Genomic DNA, 23,264 nt, shown 5'->3' with positions numbered 1-23,264 from the left:
GGACTTTGTCTGCAATGAAGTTTTGGCTTACTTTGGTTGGCTTTGGCAGAGTCGTTTTCATGGCGGTCACGCAGTTAGCTCAGGGCAGGCTGGACTTGTATGAATAAAAAAAGATGTGGTTGCAGATTGTCTGCCATCTAATTTAGGAGGGAGACAAGAACCAATAAGCCGTACCAAACAGATTTGATTCTTTTCCCGATGACCTTATACTCGGCCCTGATACCCTTGGATGCAGTGATCGAGCGCACATAAAAGCGTTGATCCATTGCTACTCTTTACATCTCCAATAGATGGAAGTTAATGGGAATGCCTCTAACCGCACAAAGGTCTTGCAGATGTCAGACAACCCTATAGAAGATTGTTCTCAGATAATTTCTTTACCTATTCAATGCTTATAAACGAAAAGATAGAAATAGTAATCTTCAAGATAAAAACTAATAAAACGGGATGAGAATTTCCCAAATAAGCGTAATTGAACTACCAAAAATTGATCAAGTTATAGGAGTAGAGAAGGCGACTCTGTCTCCAGGAAGATTGAAAACATTCTGATTGTATTTTTTTCATCTTTATCTCTTCTGTATAAATAAAAACATCTTAATGAAAGCCATGAAATCCTATTTTATCTTTTCTTAAAGAAATAAACAAGAAGATCTTTATTGGCAGATATTGGGCTAAAAAATATAAAAAAAAGATATTTATTCGTAAAAATAAGTCTAAATGCGCTTTTTTAGCTAAAAATTGATTAAAATGTTGATATATGAGTGCTATATATCTTAGTCTCTAATGAAATGAGCAGACTAAGCTATTTCTAGAATTCAATACGGTCTGTGTTTCTTACATTGCCCATTCAATTTGCCTATGGCATGGCCACATCATTGATTGACGAGACTGATTTATTGTTTCAGTTCTGTCGCGATGAAAAGGTGCATAGCAGTTCATGGACTTCCTGAAATGTTTTTATAGCAGTACTTTCAGCGTACTGTGAAATAAAATCCACCCAGGCATTTGAGATCGATTCCTGGACAAGATGAAAGCATTACTTTTGTCGATCTTATCTATTCCCTTAACCAGGCCACTGCACTAGAGGAGTGTCTTTATTAAGGTAGAGGGGATGGCGCGGACATCCCGATTGAGTGACCCCAAAGCACTCCACCTTGGTTGCGGATGAATTCAATAGGGTACTGATGGTGCGATCGCGCCCACAAAACCCCCCATGATTGCCCCAGGCGACAATTACCCGATCTTGGTTCTGGCATTTGGACAAGATCACCCCATCATTTTCCGGGCCAATCGGATCCTGGGCTTCTTTCAAGTCAGCAGGAGCAGTCGCCCGAAAAGCAAATAAATTGAGCATTAATAATCCACCATAACCTTCACGCTGAGCAAAGCCCATACAGCGGGTAATCGTTGGATCGTTATAAGATTCATCAGCCGTACTGGGATTGAGACCAATGATGATAATCAGAGGGGTTCCATTCCACCGACGCCACAATTGATATCGCCAGGTCCGGCAAGGGGAAAAGGCCGCCCCTGCCCGCTCATTGCCAATGGTGATCATCTGTCCTCCTTACCCCGGCAATCATCATCCCGTTCAATCTATTCCCCAAACGAGAGACCTCTAGAGTTGGACTCCCTAGAGGTCGTAGAGGTTATTGAACGCTAGTGAGATAGAAAAGCGATTTACTGATTCTGAATGAAATTAAAGCCAGTGTTGAAATTTTCAACTCTTCCTTCCAGAATTGCAATCAAATCGTTACTCCCAGCTAGACTAAGACTCGTTCGACTGCCGAAGGTCATCAACGTATAGTCTGCAGCACTACCTGCAAGCTCAATCGTATCTCGATTGAGTTCAAACCGTTGAATAATAGCAAGCCCTTGACCTTTATAAAAGACAGAACGCTCATCTCCTAGGATAAAAACATCTTCACCTCTACCGCCTTTTAAGAGGTCAAAGTCTCGCTGGCCAAACTGATCGCCAACACCATTAATAATGTCATTGCCGTACCCCCCTCTGACCATATCGTTGCCATTGCCTGCAACTAAGACATCGTTGTCAGCAGATCCAATCAGCACGTCATTCCCATCACCGCCAATAACGGTATCGTCTCCTGCACCACCGACTAAGTAGTCATCACCAAGATTACCGATCAGGATATCAGCTCCAAAATTCCCACGGATAAAGTCATTGCCCTCTAATCCATCAATCAGATCGTTCTGCCGAGTTCCCCGTAATGAATTTTGGCCATTATCTCCCAATATTTTGTTCTCATAAGGGACCTGGAACACATTGTCTTGAACCAGATAATCCTGAGTCGTGTTTAGACGGATGATATCCGCTAGGTTGGTTTGAGTTATGTCATCATCGAGCACCTTTAATTCATCCAGATCATTCAAGAAGAAAAAGCGATCGCCAGCGGCTGCCCGAGCAAATTGGTCTTTGATGAAAAAGCTAAAGGTCGGTCCCAGCAGGCCACCATGATTTGCCGATAACTCCGAAATACCACCAAGCCATAAATCGATCTGACCCACATGATCGTAAGCCGTCTCAAATAACTCAATCACAGCAGGAGCAAACGGCAACTCCTTAAAAGAGGTAATTTCGACGCCAAAAAGTTGCTTTTGAGCATCAACATAACTAGGGAGACCTACTTCCCGGCCTCGTTGAATATTGACAGAGGCAAGGTCCAATCCTCCAGTACCCGCGCCAAAAAGGAAGTTGCGGACGCCATCCACAATAAAGTTATCTAGTTCCTGAGCTTCTTGTAATACCAGCCCTCGCAAAAGGGAATCAACCCCATTGGCAGACACTTCTTCTGGTTTAAAGAAGGCATCTTTCAGGGCAATCGACTCTAAACCATTGTCATCAAAACGGTGGATTTGATTATTGAGGAGAGTATGGCCCAAACGATAAGCCGCATTTGCAAATTCATTGCTAACAGCTGGATTGATATAGGGCTTGTACCCCTCATAGTCATCTAACAGGGTATCTCCAATCAGAATCGGCAGAAACTCTTTATAGGTAATGATTTGAATCTTGGCCCCAATGACCTTACGGGCAGCTTGGTAAAGGTATTCATCCTTCACTAAACCTTCATTGGTGGCTCCATTCTGATTAAGATACTCACCTTTGAAGGATTGATATTGAGCGACAAGTCCTGATTCACCTGCCTCTAGCCGATTCAAAATGTCGGCAGCTAGACGGTTATGTTCACGTACAAACAAAACATGATTGGCAGTCAGCCCGATTTGTTCATTGGCACGAACATCCCCTGCTAAGTAAAGATCCGCAGCTGCGATATCTTCTCCACCGTCAGCATTACCAAATGGGTTCTCAGCGCGATTATACGGTAAGAGTTGTTCGCCATTCTCAGCAACAGTGGTTTTCAGCTTACCGTTTGCATAGGACCTGAGAAAGTTTGCGCGTTCCGTATCCGAACCATACACGCCAGAACCGTCAATAAATGAGGTAATCTCATTACTTTGTTCGCGGGGGTTATCAGTGCTAGTCCCCGTCCCGTAGGCAGCTGGCACACGGGTAAACGGCAGAAAGGGGAATTGCGGATTAAAGAGAGAATCAGATGGAGAAACTGGGATAAAAAAGGCTTCATGTCCACCTTCATTCAAATCCAAGTCGTGATCAATAAATTGTCCCCACTGCCACAACCAATCACTCGCTCCCAGAAAATTGGGAACCGACTCGGTTTGGCTGGCCACGGTATTACTGATCGTTCTGGGATTAGGCAATCCAGCTGGATCAGGAATGCTGTAAGGGCCTCTTGAAGAGTCATAGGTAATTACCCCTCCACGAGGAGTACTGATCCCGTCAGCATAAGCAGGGGTTAAAAGCCTTAAAAGCTGAGTCCCGGTTGAACCCGCATCAGTGAAATAAGGGTTATTGCCTGTTCCATCAATCGAACGATATTGAAATAATGAGGTTGTATTACCTGGAACGCTACTATTTACTTGATCTATATCCAATATTCGAGAGCCATAGAGCGGATTGGCGGTCGACTCTAAAAAATTAGGTGTGATTTTGTTATCGTTCATGGTTTCAACCTCAGGAAAATCCAACAATTAAAAAATTTGTTCAAGCTTGATTGAAGAAATTGCCCTACAAAACTTCCCCTTCACTAGGTCTAAACCCAGAGAAAGTCCATAGATTCAATATTGTTTCAAACCAAATTTAAGGCTGAAAAAATCAGCTAAAGCCAATAAGCTTCAGCAACCTTAAGAGCCAAAAATAGCTTGAATATTCTATTTATTCAGCAGGGAACTGATTCTGACCCCTTAGCCACACAACCAGGACTGATTTAGTCTCAAGTAAGCGGTTATGCACGATAGCCCAAGCTTCTACTGAAAGACAGTCGGTCCAAAAACGCGGGCTACAAGGAGACTAATAACAACAAAAAAGAAGTGAGTGTTTAGTGTTGATTAGCTGAGGCGCTTATCTTTTTTGCGAATCCAGAATAACTTATCTTATGCTCATTAGTATGCAATACTCCGTAGGATAGTAATTATCTGTCCCCGCGCAATTTTTTATTACTTGTATCATTATTCTAAGGTTAAACTCAGGGAAATCTCATATTTCTTTAAAATAAATTTTATATTGTCCCCCGTATGCCATGCGTTGGGTCTCTCCACCAGAGCATCGATCCAAGCCTATAGCCCTTGAACTAAGGTTCACATCAAGCTAAGCTGCCTCGTTTATTGGCCCCAGATCTTTCATAGTCTGCACCCTCCACTTTTGGCTAATGGAGAAACCTGAGCCAGTGCTCTATAAGTGAGGGGCACGAACCATTGTCTAATTAGGGTGGAACGATGGCAAAAACAGAATTTGCAAGATTATTTAGAGCAACACAGGAGAATCCTATACTGCGGCAGCAATTGAATACAGCCTCAAGTCAAGAAGAGTTTGTCAGCATGGCCCAGATGCATGGCTATAACTTCACAGTAGATGAGTGGCAAGAAATGATTGGTTTTAACGTCGAAGAGCTACAGTGCGAGCTTTCTGAAATTCCTGGGATTTAAAATTCCCTCTCTTAAACCCTAGCAATTTGCTTTGTCACGCGAAACGCTAGGGTTTTGTCTTGGGTTTCGCCTGACATTCGGATTTTGCAGAAATCTTGCGGAGGGGAACTAGTCCAATTTGCTGGAGCCAACATTGGGTTTCTTGGGTTTTGAGAATATTGGCAAAGGTTTGTCCAGCCGGTTGACGTCGATTATCGCGAGCATAAACCACATTCAGGGAAAAAGTGAGGGGATAAGTTTGGTTCTGAAGTGCCTGATTATTGACGGAATAACTGGCTTTGGAATTACATAAGTCCGTCGTAGGCGTAACAGGGCGATTATTATTTAGCCGGAATGGGGAAATAGCAGACTTCCCCTTTTCTGCCAGAGCTAAGGGATAGACAGAACATTGATTCACGACTTTGTTTAACTCATCGAACCCAATGCTGAAGGCGTCTCGATCTTCAAAGTCTTCAATCACGGATCGGAGTTGCAAAGTGGTGCTGGTAAAACCGCAAAAGGAACCCACACAGGTTTGGTCCGATATACGCCTAGATGGTTGAGTCTGAATAGCTATCTGTTCCCGGAAAGCTGTAATGCTAGATTCGTCCACCAAAACTTTACGCTCGAAGATGCGCAGCAGTCCATCCTGATTGGGGAAATATACTTTAACTGGACGATTAGGGCCGCCTAACTCCCGCCAATTCTTGATTTTGCCAGTATATAAACCTCGTAACTGCTGCAAGGTAATTTTGCCCTTTAATCTTCGGGGTAGGCTATTCTCTCGCTGGGCATAGCCAAAGGCAACAAAGACAGCAATGCCGTTATAGGCAAAGGGTTTAACGCCAAAGGATGGATCAATATCATCAGCATGGTTGGTGATGATAAAGTTTGCTGAATCTCCATTGAGCAAGTCCATCACTTTCTGTCCATAGGCTCCAGGTGGATTAGCGACCAACATATCTTGGGATACGGACAGGGGCTGATATTGCCAAGATTGAAGTAGGGCTTGAGCCTGATTTAATTCCCGTTGCAGGGTTGTATCCCGTTTTAGCAGGTGGGGTTGAGTATAAAGGAAATCCCAGGTCCCTTGTTTCTCAGCTAAGAATTGGACAGGACCTGTCGGCACATTGGCAACTTGATCGATACAACAAGGGATATGCTCTGTAACAAGTGAGTGTTTAGTTTGATTTCTGAGGTATAGCCACCCTATACCTACACTGCCTATGAAGAAGTAAACAAGGATTAATCCCATCCACCAGCGAAATGGATGAGTGGGGATCGTTTTTTGCGCCGCGACTGGAGAAAATGGTCTGTCTAACGGAGGAACAGGAGGCAAGCTTAAAAGTGCTTGCCGCGCCTGTTCTGAAGTTTCAAATGGCGGGTCTGATTCTCCAGTTAAGCGCTGAATAAATTGTTGATCTGCTAGGGGAAGATCAGATCTACTCTGGCTCTCTATTTGAGTTGCGTCTAAAGGTGGCTGTATGTCTTTGGATGCTGTAGTTAAATACTCAGCGATTGTTCCAACGGCCTGTAAATCCTGTGCGATCGCAGGTCGGCATTGCGGCGCGAAAGGAGACGTAAACAGAGACTCCCAAAAATAAAAATCACAGAGATACACCAGTAGTCCTGGATTTTTCTCAGCAACTAACACGCTATCTAAATTGAGATTGCCATGGAGAAGACCTGCTTGCACCTGACCTGAGATCCATCGGAATTGCTGTTGGTGCATAAATTCCAAACTTTGCAGAATCTGAGACAAAATATTTCGGATTGTCGCAACTGATAGAGGAGATTGGTGATCGAGGAACTGCTTTAGAGAAGTGGTATGGGTATACTCACCGCCGTATACCAGGAAATACCGTTCAGATGAAGACAGGGGAGATGGAATGGCCTCTAAAGGCATCACTAACCGAAAGTTCTGGGTGCGACCATCTGCTAAGCTAATGCCTGATCTTTGAATAAATGCTTCTCTCCGCTCAGCCATTTGACTAGAATTAAAAGTCTGCTGTGGAAGCACATATTCTTTCAAGACACAGGCGCTTTGATCGGAAAGATTGGTTGCCTTATATAAGCGGCCGTTTCCTCGCTGGCCTAAAAAATCAACAATTTCATATTGATTTTGGCCGTTTATTTTGGTTTTGGCCGAGAGAATTCCTGGAAAATGACAAACTGAGCAACTTCCCTTTTCTGAATCTTCAGTGCAGGTTAAAGGGTTTCCTTGTGGGCAGGCATATTGAGGGTAGGGGGGCTTAGGGATCATGATTCATATTGACCATATGCTGAAAAAACCTAGCCAACTAACCGCTCAATCTCTCGAATCCACTGCAACCGTTCTCCATGGTCCATGAGCAGAATGTCATTCCGGGACCAGTGAAAGTGATAAGCGATATAGGCTACCTCCTCATAGAGTTTATCTAGGGGGTAGCCCAGTGCTCCCCCAGTTCAATCGGGCCTCCGTAGGAATGGGTGAGATCGACGTAAACCTCTTGCAGGTAAAGAAAGTCCGTCAGAAATAATTGCTCTAAATGAAGGGGCGTAACGGTCTGAAAGCGTCCTAAAAAAGTAATGGCCTGGGTTAACAGAACCAAAGCTCCATAGTGGGGATTGTCTTGAACTCGCGGATCTCGCTGACTTTTGATCTCATCATGCCCCGTGGCCAGACGTAGCCCTCCTTGACGATGGAGGGTTCCTTGATCATCCAGTAACCCTTTGGGCAAAGTAAACACGTAGGTTGAAGAGTCGTTCATTCTGAATAGATTAGTAAGGGTTAGGATCCTTGGGTTTCAGGAGACGAAGGGGTTTCAGCTTCTGCGCCATCTTCAAGTTCATTGATGAGTCGATAGAACTTCTGAAGATAGCTGAGGTCACAGGCAAACAGACCTTCGATAATATTGGGGCTGACTGAGTCTAGGGCTCCCAAACGAGTGATCACCCGAGACAGAATAATGACCGTAGCATAGGCTGGATTGGCTTTTACCCGTGGATCGCGCATGGGCACAATCTCATCCATGGCCCTGGATAAGCGCATAATTCCCTTTCGGTGTAAATTCCCTGCCGTATCGAGGTAGCCTTTGGGCAATTCAAATTCAAACTCTGTTTGCACCGAACCCATAATGGTTTGAGGCTCTGTTATCGGTTGAGGAGCCTCAGGGGGAGGTGCTAGCCCTAAATTATTACTCAGTTGCATACTATGCCGTTACCTCTACTCGCTTGACGGATTCAACCGTAATCTCCACCTCTTCAATGTTATGTTCCCCACTTTTGACATCTAGATCAGAAATTTTGTAGCTAACAGGCCAGGCTCCCTGAAATTCTAACCGGCACTGTTCCTTCGCCCCTTGGTTATAAATCACCAATGCACCTTCACGGCGCTGCTCGGCCCAGTCCCCGTCTTGCACCTTTTGTAACCAGTTCCATAGGGTCATGGAAGACATCAAACCCCGCTTTAAGGTGAGGTTAGAGTAAGTGGCATTGCCAGGGATCTTGGTGCGGATGTTGCGACCTTTCGTTTTTCCCTGTTTTCCCCAGAGTTGGGGGGTCACCTCTACCACTTCAATCACTTCCTGGGAGGATTGAAATCCACTACATTCCATAAATATTCCATCCACTGAATCTTGACTTCCCTCGAGTTTCAGTTCTAGATAAAATCTTGACCGTGTAAGGATTTCTGGTAGATCGGGCATTGGAGCGGTTTACCCTAGTGAACTGTGCATAGAACTTAGACTTTGCGGATGACCTGAGTGAAATACAGATCAATATTGTCTTCTGCTAGTTGTCCACCACTATCTACTGATAGACTACCCACCTGTTTTTTCGCCCCAGGGAATAGATCCGTGAAGTTAAAGCGCATGGCTTCTTTGCCATCCGGGTTATAAATGACTAAAGACCCGGTTTTACGGCCTTCCATGGCTTTTGAGCCTCCTCCAGAAAATGTGTCTGGGTGGCAGTCATCGTACCAATCTGAAAGCTTCTTTTGCTCTCCCTCGTTACCTGCAACGTAGGTGAGGGCGATGGTGCTGTTGTATTTGACACCACCAATCGTCGCCTGAGTCTGGGTTTTAGCATCTTTGGTCACACCAATAGCTGCATCCCCCCCTGCCACTTCCAGCTCAATTTCAGGGCCACTAATTGATTTAAGGGTCAAAGAGGTGACTCCATCTATCTCAAAATAAAACTTGGAATTGGCTAGATACTGAACCATTTTGGATCTCCGAATTTATCCCTGATAATTACGACTGTTGTGCTAGATCCCATGAGAAGCAATCGGCACTATTGTGTCCGGTTAAACTTCTCGCAAGTGATGGTGTAGGTCTCTTCGATATAGCTATCGGCAGTAACATCTAAGTCTGCACATTTATATTTAGACGGCCAAGCTTCACTAAACTGCCATTTGGCCACTTCTTCACCATCTGTGTTGTAGGCCGTAATACTGCCTTCTTTCTGGTTATCGGCCCACTTGCCTTTGCCACCACTGGAAGAGGGTAGACATTGCTCAAACCATTTATACATATTCATACTGGTACTATCGCCATCTCCACTGGCAATGCAAATGCAGTCAAAGGAGAATAGCCCTTCAAAACCTGCGGAGTTGACTTGCCAAACGGTTTTCCCTCCTTTCGTGGTCCCCACTGCCTGTTGTCCCCCTTGGACTTTAGGCGAGTAATCGGGAATATTTACGCTTTTGAATACAGATTTTTCGCCATCCGCAACACCAGAAATTTCTAGATAGAAACTACTGGGGGCAATGGGTTTATTCAGTTCACTCGCCACAGCTATTCTCCTTGTTCAGGGATCGATGAAATTAACGATGGAGTTTGAAAGGGGCTACCATCCCAATGGATATGCTTTAGGGCAGAAAGCAAGAGCACCGCTTTCTGCCCTAAGGTATTTATTGATTTGGAGCCCACTGGCTGATGCGGAAGATCACGAATTCCGCTGGCCGAACCGGACAAACTCCTACTTCGACATAAAGACGACCTAGCATAATGGTTTCATTGGTATTCAATTCACCATCGCATTTGACATAGAATGCTTCGGAGGGAGAAGCGCCGAATAATGCTCCTTCTCGCCAAAGCCGTTCTAGGAAATTGCTAACGGTTCGAGTAATCCGTGCCCATAGATCCTGATCATTGGGCTCAAAAACGACCCACTGGGTGCCAATTTCAATGGATTTTTCGATATAGCTGATCAGACGACGGACACTGATATACCGCCATTGGACGTTATCAGGCTCCACCAAAGTGCGGGCACCCCAAACCTTAAAGCCACGATTGTAATTGGCAAAGTTGCGAATACAGTTGATCCCTTTGGGGTTTAAGAGTTCCTGCTCCCGCATATTGGTTTCATAGGCTAAACCAATAACGCCTCTTGGGGTATCATTCGCAGGCGCTTTAAACACACCTCTGGATTCATCTGTCCGGCACCAAATTCCCATCATATGCCCGCAGGGTGGCACCATGATGGGGCGTCCACCATTGCGTGGATTTGCGACTTTGATCCAGGGATAATAGATGGCTCCGAACATAGAGCGGCGATTAAACTCATTGAGCCACTGAGCGACATGCTGGGGGCGCTGTTGCTCTGGGGGAACCGCGGTATTGTCATTTTTACCAATTTTGACAGGAGGGGGATCTAAGACAGCCATCCGGTAAGCAGGTCCAGGGAAGGAATTCTCACATAGGCTGACCATCATTTCCATGACCCCATGAACCTGATCTAGATCGAGCAGGCCATTTTGATAGGCACGCATGAGGTCAGGACAGGCAATCATCGCCACTTCATCAATCTCGAATATTCCTTGCATCCCGGTTCGGTCATCCCGCTGGCCTTGCAGATCACGAGGAAATCTTTCAGGGGTGGAGATTTGGGGTGGAGGGGTAATTTCAAAAGCGCCATTAGCTGGGCGACGAGATAGGGCCTGGCCAGATTGGGAGAGGTTCGCAACTGCGACGAATTCAGACTCTTCCAACGCTGTAACGACATAGTCCGCAACAGCCGTGTCAACATCAGGATTCATGGTCAGATGTTCATACTTCTCCAGCTGTTCTCCCCCTTGCCTGACGACAACGGTAAAGTATTCACCAGAGTTGAGCGGAGGCTCTTCATCGTCGTCCACTGGCTTGGGCGTGCTCTCAAAGATAGCCACTTGTATGCGGGCATCTCCAGAGGGGAGTGCAGGAGCATCCCCTGAATCTTCTGGAAGTTTAAGGCTAAATTTTAAGGAAGGTCGGCCACTAAAGGTGGGTAATAAGGTTCCGGCTTCTTCTGGATCTGGAGCAGCAGAGCCCGGTAATTGGGTGCCAATACTCGTTACCCAGCAGCGCCCACCCCCATTCAGAAACCAGCCTTGAACCGCGAAAGGTAAGTAGGCGTCATAATCCGTAAACCCATCTGAGCCAGGTTTGGCAAAGAATTCCCGATATTGATCCCAATTGGTGATCATCATCGGCTGGAACAATTCAGCATCTCCGCGTACGTCTTCAGTAAAACCGATAAATCCGGCCACACTGAGACTGACACCTTCGATGGGGCGACTCCCTCGGTCAACTTCTTCGACGTAAACGCCAGGGGCAAAATAATCCAGGGCCATTGACTAGCTTCCTCCATTCAATACGGGGTAAGAATTTGAACTACTTTATAGGCGTGCTTTCACACCAATGATTCCTACTGGGGTTGGGATTAGTAGACGCTCGATCAGATATAAGAAACGGAATGGTAACGATGACATGTAGCGCCGGACGCAGGGGAGCACCCAAGGCATGCCAGAGTTCGATCGGGTCTCCTAATCGTCCAGTCGAAACTCTCATGGGCAAACGGCCATAGCCTTGCAAAACTGGAGATAAATATTCGAGGGGTAAGAACGAATAACGGGATAAAAGCATCAGGACTTCTGAAAGCAAATGTTGCTCTCCTAAAGCAGTAAAATCCCAGGCACTAACTAAGAAGGAAATATCAAACCACTTTAAGGGCTTGGTCTGTTTTGCTTCTACATCCTGAACAGACTTTTCTTCTCCAGGTAAACCGGTTGGGAGGCAAGGATAGCTTTCACGAACGTCATAACAGTAAAGGTTTACCCCAACTGCCATCTCCTGTTCCACTTTGGGGTGGTTGAAAAATATTTGGTCCTTCGTGATGGAAGACGTTCCGTCAGACAGGATTTCTGCCAAGGTTTGAGTGACAGCAGGAATCATAAATGAGCGCCATGAGGAAGCACAGCTCTACAGTAAGGAGTTACGAAATATATCGTTATTAGACTTAGGTCGGAATTATTGTCTTCCTTAGGCTGCACCATTTATTCAATAGCCACCTAGAACAAGTTTTTTCCCTGAAATACTGAAAGACTCAAGTAAATAAGACTTTTATCGATGCCAGTTGAGAAAAATCAAAAAACTAAATATTTCTTTACTAATCTCTGGGAAAAAGTGAGGTAAAACTGGAGCATTTTAAGTTTTACTTCATGCCAAACTAAAAAAGTTAAGCCCCCAAATGACCTATCCATGCCATAACCTCTAATGAACTATTGCTATGAAGGACTTTGTCAATAAACAATCTCTCACGATTATCTGAAGGAGTCGTTAAGCCACAAATTTTATCCTTTTTAGAATAAAAATAAACTGATTCCAAAAAGTCTATAACTGGGTATTCTACTCTCCAAACGCTTTTGTACCGGTTTTATACAAAAGCAAGATCCTCATATTTTTAAATATTTACCAGGAGGATTAGCCTCATTTTTAAGGGACTTAAAAGAATCTAAATACCGAGGGGAATTTGAATAGAAAGCCGTAGGCTGATTTATGAGTGCGAGTGGTTTGGTTATGAGATTTATTACTAAGTGTGAATATGTGATGGAGGAGAAAACTCACTCCAGCCTTGCTTCAATTGTGAAATTTTCAATCATAAAAGAAGCGCTCACTCGTTTTATTGTTTTTTATAATATTTGGATGGGGATGGGGGGCGGCTATGCAGGTTGATCAACCCATAACTCTAAGCAATGGGTCTTTGGGACTGGAAAAACTTCCAGACCGTCGCCAATCCTTCTCAACCATCGATTTAAATCGGCATTGCCAGGATTTTTTAGATTTAATTATTGATTATTTATCCCTCCCCATCGCTTGGATTTTACGGCGGGGTTTGGGTCATCAGCTTAAGATTGAGATGGAGTTAGACGGTTGTGTACCGCAGGATGTACTCACGGCTGCTCACAACCGCACCTCTTTCAAGGATCTCCTAGCATCCCCGAATCTATTTTCTCAATTTGCTCTTGTATCTACCCAACCCGGTTTACAACACTGGGTTTATCAAGACTGGCAAGTCTACAGTAGCTGCCTTTGTCAGCAGCAGGGGCAGTCCCTTTTATTTGTCTCCCAGTCACCGTTAACGACGTCGGAACGGCAATGGATAGAACGTCAAATTCTGTTAATGAGTGACTATTTTGATCTGCATTTGGCCTTTAATCAACAGCGAGCCGCGCTCTTAGCCAAACAACAGCATCTTCACCAGACCACTCATCAATTGGGGACGCCATTGTCACTCATCACCCTTTATGCTGACATGTTGCAAGTTAAAACAACCCCCCAAAACGGTCAGAACTATCTAGTACCGTTGCAACAGGCCGTTAAACAACTCCATCATCATCTCCAGGATTTGGTGGATGACGAAGAGGAGGACTCCCCCCTTGTTGAACCCTGTAATTTACATGATTTGGTGGCGGAGAATATCCGCGCTCTTCAACCCCACCTGCAAAGTCAGGGCATGGAAATTTGCTATCCACAAATGTCTGAGGTCGTTTGGATAGATCGTTGGCAAATGCTGCAGGTTTTCGACAATCTGCTGAGTAATGCTCTGCATTTTAGTCCCCAAGGAGGTCGGATTACGCTCACTTGGCAGCGATTCCAAACCGAAATCTTGATCGAGGTCAGGGATCAAGGACCGGGATTATCATCGGAAGATTTGTGCTGCATGTTTTCCCCTTATTACTCACGACGGCAAGGGGGACGAGGTTTAGGATTAGCGATCGCACAGCAAATCGTCTGTCGTCATCGGGGTCGGCTGTGGGCATCTAATTTGCCAGAAGGCGGTGCTCAATTTTCGATTAGTTTGCCACAAGAGTCCAACAATTAAAATTATCGGGGGATTTGACCATGAGAAGTACTCAGCCGCTATCCGTCGTTTTAGCAGATGATCAGCCCACCTTTCGCCAGGGATTGCGAACATTACTAGGGTTTTACCAAGCTCAAGAATCGTTCCAATTTCACATTGTGGGTGAGGCAGCCTCAGCCGATCAGGCGATTAGTTTGGCGTTGGAACAACATCCAACCTTGCTGTTTCTAGACTTGGAACTGCCGAAAGATGACGGGGTCGCCGCTCTACAACACCTCAGACAGCAGAACTACACCGGCAAGATTCTCGTGATTTCAGCCCATCAGGAAGATGAATGGGTGTTCCGAGCCATGCGAGCGGGGGCTGATGGCTATGTGTTTAAGTCTCAGTTAGCTATGAATTTGCATCAAGCTATTCAAACGGTGCTGAAGAATGAGGTGTTTCTGCCACCGGATGCGGCAACTGGATTTTTTCGATCTTTCCATTTCTATGAAGGCCGGGCTGTTCAATCGGAGCAGACCCTCCATCTGACGGCGCGAGAAAAGCAGGTGCTCCATTGGCTGGTTCAGGGGGCATCGAATCAAGCGATCGCAAATCACTTACACATTACGATCGCAACGGTGAAAGCCCACCTAACGGCTGTGTTTGAAAAGCTTGAGGTCAAAAGCCGCTCTCAGGCAATTGTCAAAGCCCTGAAGCTAGGTTTGGTTACCCCCTAAGGTTGGTTGAATGAGTAACTTTCTTGCGATCGCAACCGTAACTGCGGTCCTCCAACGGACCTTGCAAGCGGCCATTCAAGAGGATGTAGAAGGAGCCAGGGTCACCACCCTGCGTCCCGCCGATATCGGTAAGGGTACACCGGTTTCTGGAGTCAATATTTACCTCTATCAAACCTCCCTAAATACAGCCTGGAACAATACCGATCATCGGGGTCGGCATCGTCATAGCGATACGGCCAAGCGATCGCGCACCGCCCTAGACTTGCACTATATGATTAGCGTCTATGGCAACGAAGTCGAGCTAGAACCCCAACGCTTATTAGGCAGCGTCGTCCGCTCCCTTAGCGATGCCCAGGTAGTGCGGGAGGAGATGATTCAAGAGACCCTTTCCGACTCTAATTACGAATACCTAGCTGAATCTGATCTATGGCAGCAGGTGGAAGAGATTAACTTTAAACCCATGGATATGTCCTTAGAAGATCTCTCCAAAGTCTGGTCGGTCTTCTTTCAGACCCCCTATGCCCTGTCGATGGCCTACCGCAGTACAGTGATCATGATCGAAGGCCAGACTCCAGCCCAAAAAGCCCTGCCTGTGGCCAGTCGAGGCTTAGCGGTTGCCCCCTTCTCTGGCCAGCCCCTGATCACGGAGATTGCGTCGATGACTGGTAAATTTGAGCCAATTGTGGCCGATTCTACCCTATTAATTCGGGGCAAACGGCTGCAAGGAATTCATACCGGTATCCGGATTGGGGCCGTGGAAGTTGCTCCTTCCCAGGTGAGTGAAGGGGAGCTGCTGCTGCCTCTGGTTCGCTTGCCCACCCATAGCCTCCGAGCTGGAGTCCAGAGTTTGCAAGTGGTCCATCAATCGCAAACCCCCACACCAAACCGGCCTGGAGCGTGGCGTTCTGCCAGAGCTGCCCTAGTAGCTCCAAACCATCAAGTCGGGATGGTCTCTAATGCTTCTCCCTTTTTGTTGCGACCCACCATCATTGACCTAGCCGTCACTATTACCCAAGGCCAAGAAGAAGAACTCCGGTCTGCTGCGATTCAAATCACAACGGACGTTACCATCGCTAGCCTGCAACAGGTCACTCTCATCTTGAATGAACGAACGGTTGAACATCCAGCCGCCTATTTATTTGAAGCGTCTCACCGAACGACTGATACTCAGTCCATCACAGTTGAAGTGGACGATGTAAAACCAGGAGAATATTTTGTCCGCATCCAAATTGACGGGGCAGAGAGCTCGTTAAACATCGACCCAGAAGTAACCAGCCCCACGTTTGGTAGCTTTGTGGGCCCTACAGTCCAGATCATTTGAGACAACGATATGAGCACCTACCATATCCAAGTCCCCAATTTAGGCTATGTCCACAAAGCCTGGCAGGACGAACAGCCTCGTTTTTGCACTCAACCGACATTGGCCAAACAGTGGAAGACCCTAGATAAAGCTTTAGACTTTGGCAACCAATCTCTCACCCCCAAGCTCAAAACCGCCTGGGAATTGTGGCAGATGGCAGATGGCGAACTCACCCCGGTCATCCGTGCCCATCATTCAAAAAATACCCCAACCCCCTAAGGTGTGCTAAATATGACTGATGATTCCCTAGAGCCTCGAATCAACTTAGAGTCAGAATCCCTGCAATACAACAAACTCCATGAGTTAGGCAATCGTGCCCAATCTGCAGGATTGATCCTAGGGCATGGTCACCACCAGGGCAAGTATGAGATTTTACACAAGGGCCAAGCCCTATTGATGACTCCCAAGGAAGCCCAAGCCTTTTTGCTTGCGCTATTGCAGACCATTGAAACGTCGGAGTAAGTGCCCATGCAACAGGGGGATGCCGCATGGCAAGAGGCAAATTGGCTTTACTTCACCCAAGCTTTGCTACGGGTGAAGCAGGCCCTACGCCATCAAGGAAAGCAACTGGAATCCCAGGACCCAGCTCCTGAACCTATTGATCCATTACCCCCATCGGAACTATCTCCCCCTTCCTATTTAGAGCAAATCAGTAAAGCTTTTGGCCTATCGCCCTTTGCTCGGGATGTGCTACTGCTTTGTGTAGGCATGGAACTCGATCGAGGCTGGGAATCCATTTGTGCTCTGGCTCACGGGAATCCGAATCGTCCCTTTCCCACCCTAGGGTTAGCCCTAACTTGTTTTGCTGGATCAGATTGGATCGGGCTACAGTCCTTTCGGATCTTGCAGGAGTGGCACTTAATTGAGGTAGGAGCTGGTACGGCTTTATCCACTCGGCCCCTAAGCCTTGATCCCCATTTGTTGCAGGTCCTGTTGGGGGATAGTGAAGTTGATCCGAGATTAAAGCCTTTGACCTTGCCCTTTCCCTACCCCACGGAGTTGGTTTCTTCGCACCAAGCGATTGTGGACCAGATAGTGCAGCTTTGGTGGCGAGCCTTTCAACTGCAACAGTCATTTCCCATCATCCAGCTTTGCGGACCTGATGTAGTCAGCCAGCAAGGAGTAACCCTGGCTGCTTGTGAGCAAATGGGGATGTGGCCGTTTGGGCTGGCGGCAGAAACGTTACCTGTTGATCAATCTGGCTTGCAGCTTATTCAAAAATTACTCGAACGAGAATGGCTGTTGCATCATCGAGTGATCGTCCTGCACTGTGATGGCTTGGACGACTCTTTGAAAGATCGAGATCGGGCATTAGCGGGTTTCATCGATCGTTTGGATTTCCCCCTTATTCTCTTGAGCAGAGTCCGTCGTCCCCAGCATCTGAGACAGATAGTCACCCATGAGATCGGAGCACCCAATCCCCAGGAGCAGCAACAAGTTTGGGAACAGTCCTTGGGGGAATTGACAACCCAACTGAATGGGCAAGTCGAGGCATTGGTGTCCCACTTTAACCTCAGCGCCAGCAAAATTCGGGAGATTAGTCACCAATTCCGGCTGCAATCCCTAGCCGATAAAACCACGGAAAAAATCAAGGAACCCCAGTCGCCAACGGTTCTCTTGTGGCAATCCTGCCGCCAACAGGCCCGCCCCCGCCTGGACGAGCTGGCCCAACGCATTGAGTCGAATAGTACCTGGGAAGATTTGGTCCTGCCTGAAAAGGAGCAACAGGTACTAAAAGATATCGCCGTCCATGTTCGGCAGCGGCGACAGGTGTATGAGCAGTGGGGCTTTCAAAGTAAAAGTCAGCGGGGGCTTGGCATTGCGGCTCTGTTTGCCGGAGCAAGCGGTACAGGTAAGACCCTGGCAGCGGAGGTATTGGCTAATACCTTGCAACTCGATGTGTACCGCATCGATCTCAGTTCGGTGGTGAGTAAGTATATTGGCGAGACAGAGAAAAATTTGCGGCGAGTGTTTGATGCGGCAGAAGGGGGAGGCGTGATCCTGTTGTTTGATGAAGCCGACGCTCTCTTCGGTAAGCGATCAGAAGTGAAGGATAGTCATGATCGCCATGCCAATATTGAGGTGAGCTATCTGTTGCAGCGGATGGAGGCGTATCGGGGCTTAGCCATCTTAACCACAAACCTTAAAGGTTCTCTCGATCAAGCATTTCTGCGTCGCATTCGATTTATTGTTCAGTTCCCATTTCCAGATGCGAAGCAGCGGGCGGAAATTTGGCAGCATATTTTCCCGCAGCAAGCTCCTACCCAGGGGCTAGATGTAAAGAAGCTAGCGAAGCTGAGTGTGTCGGGGGGGAATATCCGCAATATTGCCTTGAATGCGGCGTTCTTGGCAGCGGACGATGAGCAGCCGGTAGGAATGCAACATTTATTGCAGGCGGCCCGCAGTGAATATGTCAAACTGGAGCGGCCACTGACGGATGCTGAGGTGAAAGGTTGGGTTTAGATGGCGCAGGAGGAATCAGCGATGGTAGCTCCATCCCCTATCCGGTCTAGGGTGGTGAAACTGAGGAAAAATGTGAGGCAACGCTGAGGTATTCTGCCTGCGCAAATCTCATAGAATTAGAACAAGTACTACATGGATGTAAGTTACAGTCGTCGTGAGGATTTCTTTGCATCTGCGTTTACTTAGGGCTTGCTTCGAAAGTCTAAGGTTGAATATTTGCAGTGTATCCAAGTGTTGAGCGCCCTTGAGAAGTGCAAGGAAAATCGTTCAAAATACTCAAAACCTTTGCACATGCACCCCAATGTATCGTCGCCCATCCCCCGGTCAACTGTCCTTTAAGAACTTCTACTTGCCCTTCGGAGGCAAACTATCAGAAGAGAATCGCTGGGTCAAACTCGCCGAGCTGATTCCCTGGGAAAGCTTTGAATCAGAATATGCAGACCAATTCAGTCAGACCATGGGGGCACCTGCCAAACCCTTTCGTGTGGCCTTAGGGACCTTAATCATCAAAGAGAAATTGGGTGTATCCGACGCAGAGACCGTAGAACAGATTCGAGAGAACCCCTACTTGCAGTACTTTCTGGGGTTTAGTGAATATCGAGAGAGTGCTCCGTTTGATGCCTCCATGCTGGTTCACTTTCGCCAACGGTTGAATCTAGAGCTGCTGACTCAAGTCAACGACGCAGTCGTGGAATCAGTGCTCGCATCTGAGGGTTCTCCTGTTGTGATGTCCCCTGAGTCATCTCCTTCTCCTGAAGATGACGAAGATGAGCCTCCTGCCCCTCCCAACCAGGGCCAATTGTTGATAGACGCGACCTGTGCGCCAGCCGATATTCGCTATCCGACAGACTTAGATCTGCTCAATGATGCCCGCAAAGCGAGTGAAGCCATCCTTGATGCTTTATATGCTCAAGTCATGCTGTCTCTCAAGGGCAAACCTCGCACCTACCGCCAAAAGGCCCGCAAAGCTTATCTGGCCATTGCCAAGAAACGTCAACCGAGTCGCAAGCTGATTCGTAAAGGGATTCGTCAGCAGTTGGGCTATGTGCGTCGGAATCTAGCCCACATTGATGGATTGATAGCTTTAGGAGCGTCTCTGTCCCGACTGTCCCGGCGACAGTACCGTCTGTTGCTGGTGATTCATGAAGTCTTTCGACAGCAAGAGTGGATGTATCAACAGCACGTGCGTCGAGTAGATGACCGTATTGTCAGCCTCACTCAGCCTCATGTCCGACCGATGGTCCGAGGCAAAGCTGGAGTACCTGTTGAGTTTGGGGCCAAGCTATCCCTCAGTTGTGTCAACGGATGTGTGTTTCTGGAACGTTTAAGCTGGGATGCGTTCAATGAATCCCAGCATCTTCAATATCAAGTGGAAGCTTTTCATCGTCGCTTTGGCCATTATCCTCTCTCAGTCCATGCCGACCAAATCTATCGAACCCGAGCTAATCGACGATGGTGTAAAGCTCGAGGTATCCGATTGAGTGGACCACCGTTAGGAAGACCTCAACAAGACCCCCAGGTGCAGGGCCAACTCAAGCAACAAGCACGGGAGGACGAAAAGGTGAGAGTCCAAATTGAGGGCAAGTTTGGGCAGGCCAAGCGAAGATTTGGCTTGAATCGAGTGATGGCGAAGTTAGCGGATACGGCTGCTAGTGCGATTGCTATCACGTTCTTGGTGATGAATCTAGAGCGGTGGCTCCGCCACCTTTTATCATTCATTTTGGGTGGGATTGCTGGTGTTGGAAAGCGTTATGGAGCTGCCAGGGCTGCCTTGGGGCTTTTCTAGGGCCAGTGAAGGAATATGGCCCTGGCCGTCACAACTGGGTTGATTGTACGATTTGATGCCAGGAATTAGCTCAATTTACTTTTTCAGCAAACCCTACTTATAAGTCTGCTTTGATAGAGTGCAGCTCGATCTAAATCTAAGGAAACTTTGACTATGCGTACTCATGCCTTGCGTTCTAAAAAGCTAACTTCGCCATTATTACCCCCTAGGAAAGAGGTCACTAAATCTCATTCAGTTGGGGTTCCACCAGTACAAGCGAAATCTAAGGAGGAGGGGTTAGCAGAATGGGAAGCGCAACGGCAAAAATGGGAACGCATAGGATCCCCCTGGATGGATAAGGTTCCTAATCCATCTGGTGAGCTAGCCCAACCCTGGATTCAGAGAAAGCTGACACTTGGTAAGCCCAATGATAAGTACGAACAAGAAGCTGATCGGGTTGCCTCCCAGGTGGTCCAACAAATCAATGCTCCCGTTTCAGCTCAGCCATTTCCACAGTCTGAAGTTCAACGTCAGACAGAATTCGATAAATTTTACCAGGCCAAAAGGGGGACCATTGGCCCAAGGATATTATCCTTACCCCCTGGGTTACAACGCAAAGGGATGCCAAATGAAGAGGACCTGCAGACAAAGTCAACTTATCCACAACGCGGAGTTATCACTGAGGGAGAAGCTTTAACAAACCTTGAATCAGCTATCAATAAGGTTAGGGGCAGGGGACAGCCTTTAGACGTGGGGTTGCAACAGACGATGGGGCAGGCCATGGGGGCTGATTTTAGTGGGGTGCGGGTGCATACAGATGCCCAGTCAAACCAGTTGAATCAATCGTTGCAGGCAAAAGCGTTTACGACGGGGCAAGATGTGTTTTTCCGGCAAGGGGCTTATACTCCAGAAAAGCGGAGTGGACAGGAGTTAATTGCCCATGAGTTAACCCATGTGGTGCAACAGAATGGTCCATGCATTCAGCGAAGCAAAAAACAAGTTACCTCTCCTGCCTTGACAGACTCTTCGTCATCTGAAGTCAACCTAAACGAAAGTAATCATGTCGTACAGCGTGGTTTGCTCGAGAAGCACTTGGGTAACGCGAACCCTAGAAAGCATATACCAGAAGCTATTGGCGGTTACACACCACAACAGAATCAAAGAAATACAACACGAGCTGCTCTAAGGGTAATTGGTTTACAAGACAATGTGGTTGAAACACTGATCGATATTCATCTAACCCGCAATCCACCATTAGGGTATGGCCATGCCGATATGCTGACATTAGGGCAAGGAATTAGCAACCTAGGCGGTACAAATGTCCTGGCTCAGAGAGTTGTGAATATCATCAATACAATGGGAGCGCCGGTTTTACCAGTAGCCGATCTCGTGCTCTTGATAAGTTTACATGCAGCCCGAAATGATCTTGATATTGCTAACTTGGCGACGGCTTTACTGGCTAATCCAGCTTGGGGAGCAGTACGATTGAGGGATCTTGCACAGCTTCCTCAGAACTTAGCTGTACCGGATATTGTGACTCTAGCCCCCTTAAACCTAACTCCTGCAGGTATTGGAAATTTATTAGCCGGACCTCAGAACTTAACTGTACCGGATATTGTGACTCTAGCACCTTTAACCCGAACACTTGCAGACATTGGGACTTTATTAGCCGGAAATGTTGTAGGAGTACCGGCTCCAACCGTAGCGGAGATTGTGCAGCTAGAGGGCACTTCAAATGCTGATATCGGTCAATTAGCGGGTCTTGGGCAAGTTAATGCAGTTGCCCAAATTATTCAGTTAAAGGGTGCATTGGCACGAGGAGGAGCTAGACCACTAGCAGATCTCGTAAACCTTGGCACAAATCTACCTAACTTAACGGTCAATGAGCTAGATGCATTAGCTGTTGCTCCTGCCGTAAATAATCTTGGCGAATATCTTGTTCAGGATGGAATTCAGCAAAACAGAACAGCTGATAACGTAATTAATGAATCGCATACTAACGCTAACACTGGACAGAGGCAAGCGGTTGCGAATCATGATGCCCTACGGTCAGTCATTCGTGAAAGATGGGTGGCAGGTGGAGACGCAACAGCCATTATGGCAACTATATTAGAAGGATCTTTGTATTGGCCTGCTGGCTCGGGACCAGAGCCTTCAGAAAATTATGAAATTCGCCTTGGCTCTACCTTTGCAAGCTGGATTCGGGGTGGAAATGAGAACCTAAACAAACCAACGGCTAATGCCGTTTCAACGATGAATTGCTGGGAAGGCGTACTTTTTGCAGCATACCTTGCAGGAAAGCTAACCTATCTTCAGCTAACCAATATACATATCCAAGTTGCTACAGCTGCAAATCTAATCGATCCAGGTGGCGCAGGGTTTGCAGCTTTTCAAGCGTGGGATGCTGGTGGTCGAGTCGGTCCAATACCTTTAGCGGCTTATACTGCGTGGACAAACGCACAGAATGCTTACTATGATGGGCTAGCTCAATTCCTTAATGCCCATAATTCAAACCCTTGGGATCCAACCGCTATGCCACTGACAGGCGTTCCAAGAGGACATATTATGTTTTTCACTGATGAAGCAGCTCCAACTAATGGAGACAAACTTGAGCATGTTGCTATATCGCTAGGCAGGGGAGTGGGAGGCAATGCGGAAATCATGAGTCATTGGAATCAACCAGGCAATAGTTTCCAATATTTGACGATAAATCAACTATTTGTAGGCGGCTATCACCCGGATGTATATACTGCACCATGTCCGTGGTAAGAGGCAGCGCGGAGTTTTGTTTGCTGGGGTAACTGTTGCTTGCCTATTTTTCATCCCAATAGGAAATAGTTTCCCTTCC

At 46.9% G+C, this 23,264-nt stretch carries 19 protein-coding genes and 1 pseudogene; 9 read left to right on the top strand and 11 right to left on the bottom strand.

What is annotated here, in order from left to right; all coding sequences use genetic code 11:
• Positions 1-1,063: 1,063 nt before the first annotated feature.
• The gene (locus ON05_RS21775; RefSeq protein WP_262562286.1) at positions 1,064-1,558 is read right to left on the bottom strand and encodes a DUF1643 domain-containing protein; all 495 of its coding nucleotides are present in this window, start codon (positions 1,556-1,558) and stop codon (positions 1,064-1,066) included.
• A gap of 122 nt (positions 1,559-1,680) precedes the next feature.
• A complete protein-coding gene (locus tag ON05_RS21770) occupies positions 1,681-4,047 on the bottom strand; it encodes a peroxidase family protein (protein ID WP_262562285.1) in 2,367 nt (788 codons plus the stop codon).
• Between the two features lie 771 nt (positions 4,048-4,818).
• Here ON05_RS21770 and ON05_RS21765 point away from each other — a divergent pair.
• The gene (locus tag ON05_RS21765; protein ID WP_262562284.1) at positions 4,819-5,028 is read left to right on the top strand and encodes a Nif11-like leader peptide family natural product precursor; all 210 of its coding nucleotides are present in this window, start codon (positions 4,819-4,821) and stop codon (positions 5,026-5,028) included.
• 46 nt (positions 5,029-5,074) lie between these two features.
• On the opposite strand, the gene ON05_RS21760 is transcribed toward ON05_RS21765, so the two are convergent.
• The 9 genes from ON05_RS21760 to ON05_RS21725 all read right to left on the bottom strand — a co-directional run bounded on the left by ON05_RS21760 (position 5,075) and on the right by ON05_RS21725 (position 12,200).
• Positions 5,075-7,270, bottom strand: coding sequence for a substrate-binding domain-containing protein (locus ON05_RS21760; RefSeq protein WP_262562281.1), 2,196 nt, complete (start codon positions 7,268-7,270; stop codon positions 5,075-5,077).
• A gap of 29 nt (positions 7,271-7,299) precedes the next feature.
• Complete coding sequence (locus ON05_RS38680) at positions 7,300-7,440, bottom strand: DUF6760 family protein (RefSeq protein WP_315875439.1); 141 nt, start codon at positions 7,438-7,440, stop codon at positions 7,300-7,302.
• A complete protein-coding gene (locus ON05_RS21755) occupies positions 7,425-7,757 on the bottom strand; it encodes a hypothetical protein (protein ID WP_262562280.1) in 333 nt (110 codons plus the stop codon). The genes ON05_RS38680 and ON05_RS21755 overlap by 16 nt, the downstream gene beginning before the upstream one ends.
• Positions 7,758-7,777: 20 nt before the next feature.
• On the bottom strand, positions 7,778-8,122 hold the full coding sequence (locus ON05_RS21750) for a hypothetical protein (protein WP_396150478.1): 345 nt from the start codon (positions 8,120-8,122) through the stop codon (positions 7,778-7,780).
• Positions 8,123-8,198: 76 nt separating this feature from the next.
• Positions 8,199-8,693, bottom strand: a complete 495-nt coding sequence (locus tag ON05_RS21745; RefSeq protein WP_262562278.1) for a phage tail protein — start codon at positions 8,691-8,693, stop codon at positions 8,199-8,201.
• 35 nt (positions 8,694-8,728) lie between these two features.
• Entirely contained in the window at positions 8,729-9,211 is a 483-nt protein-coding gene (locus tag ON05_RS21740; protein WP_262562276.1) for a phage tail protein, read from the bottom strand.
• Positions 9,212-9,279: 68 nt separating this feature from the next.
• Entirely contained in the window at positions 9,280-9,780 is a 501-nt protein-coding gene (locus tag ON05_RS21735; protein ID WP_262562274.1) for a phage tail protein, read from the bottom strand.
• Positions 9,781-9,898: 118 nt separating this feature from the next.
• Positions 9,899-11,599 (bottom strand): phage tail sheath C-terminal domain-containing protein, encoded by a 1,701-nt coding sequence (locus ON05_RS21730; RefSeq protein ID WP_262562272.1) that lies wholly within the window; start codon positions 11,597-11,599, stop codon positions 9,899-9,901.
• Between the two features lie 40 nt (positions 11,600-11,639).
• The gene (locus tag ON05_RS21725) at positions 11,640-12,200 is read right to left on the bottom strand and encodes a DUF4255 domain-containing protein (protein WP_262562271.1); all 561 of its coding nucleotides are present in this window, start codon (positions 12,198-12,200) and stop codon (positions 11,640-11,642) included.
• A gap of 769 nt (positions 12,201-12,969) precedes the next feature.
• On the opposite strand from ON05_RS21725, the gene ON05_RS21720 reads away from it, so the two are divergent.
• The 8 genes and pseudogenes from ON05_RS21720 to ON05_RS21685 all read left to right on the top strand — a co-directional run bounded on the left by ON05_RS21720 (position 12,970) and on the right by ON05_RS21685 (position 23,185).
• Positions 12,970-14,130 carry a sensor histidine kinase KdpD gene (locus tag ON05_RS21720; protein ID WP_262562270.1) on the top strand — a complete coding sequence of 387 codons (1,161 nt, stop codon included), beginning with the start codon at positions 12,970-12,972 and terminating at the stop codon, positions 14,128-14,130.
• A 20-nt stretch (positions 14,131-14,150) separates the two neighbouring features.
• Positions 14,151-14,828 (top strand): response regulator transcription factor, encoded by a 678-nt coding sequence (locus ON05_RS21715; protein WP_012160963.1) that lies wholly within the window; start codon positions 14,151-14,153, stop codon positions 14,826-14,828.
• A gap of 10 nt (positions 14,829-14,838) precedes the next feature.
• Positions 14,839-16,149, top strand: a complete 1,311-nt coding sequence (locus tag ON05_RS21710; RefSeq protein ID WP_262562267.1) for a DUF4255 domain-containing protein — start codon at positions 14,839-14,841, stop codon at positions 16,147-16,149.
• Between the two features lie 9 nt (positions 16,150-16,158).
• The gene (locus tag ON05_RS21705) at positions 16,159-16,407 is read left to right on the top strand and encodes a hypothetical protein (RefSeq protein ID WP_262562265.1); all 249 of its coding nucleotides are present in this window, start codon (positions 16,159-16,161) and stop codon (positions 16,405-16,407) included.
• Between the two features lie 12 nt (positions 16,408-16,419).
• Entirely contained in the window at positions 16,420-16,650 is a 231-nt protein-coding gene (locus tag ON05_RS21700) for a hypothetical protein (RefSeq protein ID WP_262562264.1), read from the top strand.
• Positions 16,651-16,656: 6 nt separating this feature from the next.
• A complete protein-coding gene (locus ON05_RS21695; RefSeq protein ID WP_262562262.1) occupies positions 16,657-18,651 on the top strand; it encodes an ATP-binding protein in 1,995 nt (664 codons plus the stop codon).
• Positions 18,652-18,952: 301 nt separating this feature from the next.
• A pseudogene (locus ON05_RS21690) lies at positions 18,953-20,480 on the top strand (IS5 family transposase).
• Between the two features lie 110 nt (positions 20,481-20,590).
• The gene (locus ON05_RS21685) at positions 20,591-23,185 is read left to right on the top strand and encodes a DUF4157 domain-containing protein (protein ID WP_010474699.1); all 2,595 of its coding nucleotides are present in this window, start codon (positions 20,591-20,593) and stop codon (positions 23,183-23,185) included.
• Positions 23,186-23,264: the final 79 nt, after the last annotated feature.

Source organism: Acaryochloris sp. CCMEE 5410 (assembly GCF_000238775.2).
GTDB lineage: Bacteria > Cyanobacteriota > Cyanobacteriia > Thermosynechococcales > Thermosynechococcaceae > Acaryochloris.
The sequence above is the reverse complement of the archived record's forward strand: the minus strand, read 5'-3'. Positions and strand labels throughout refer to the sequence as shown.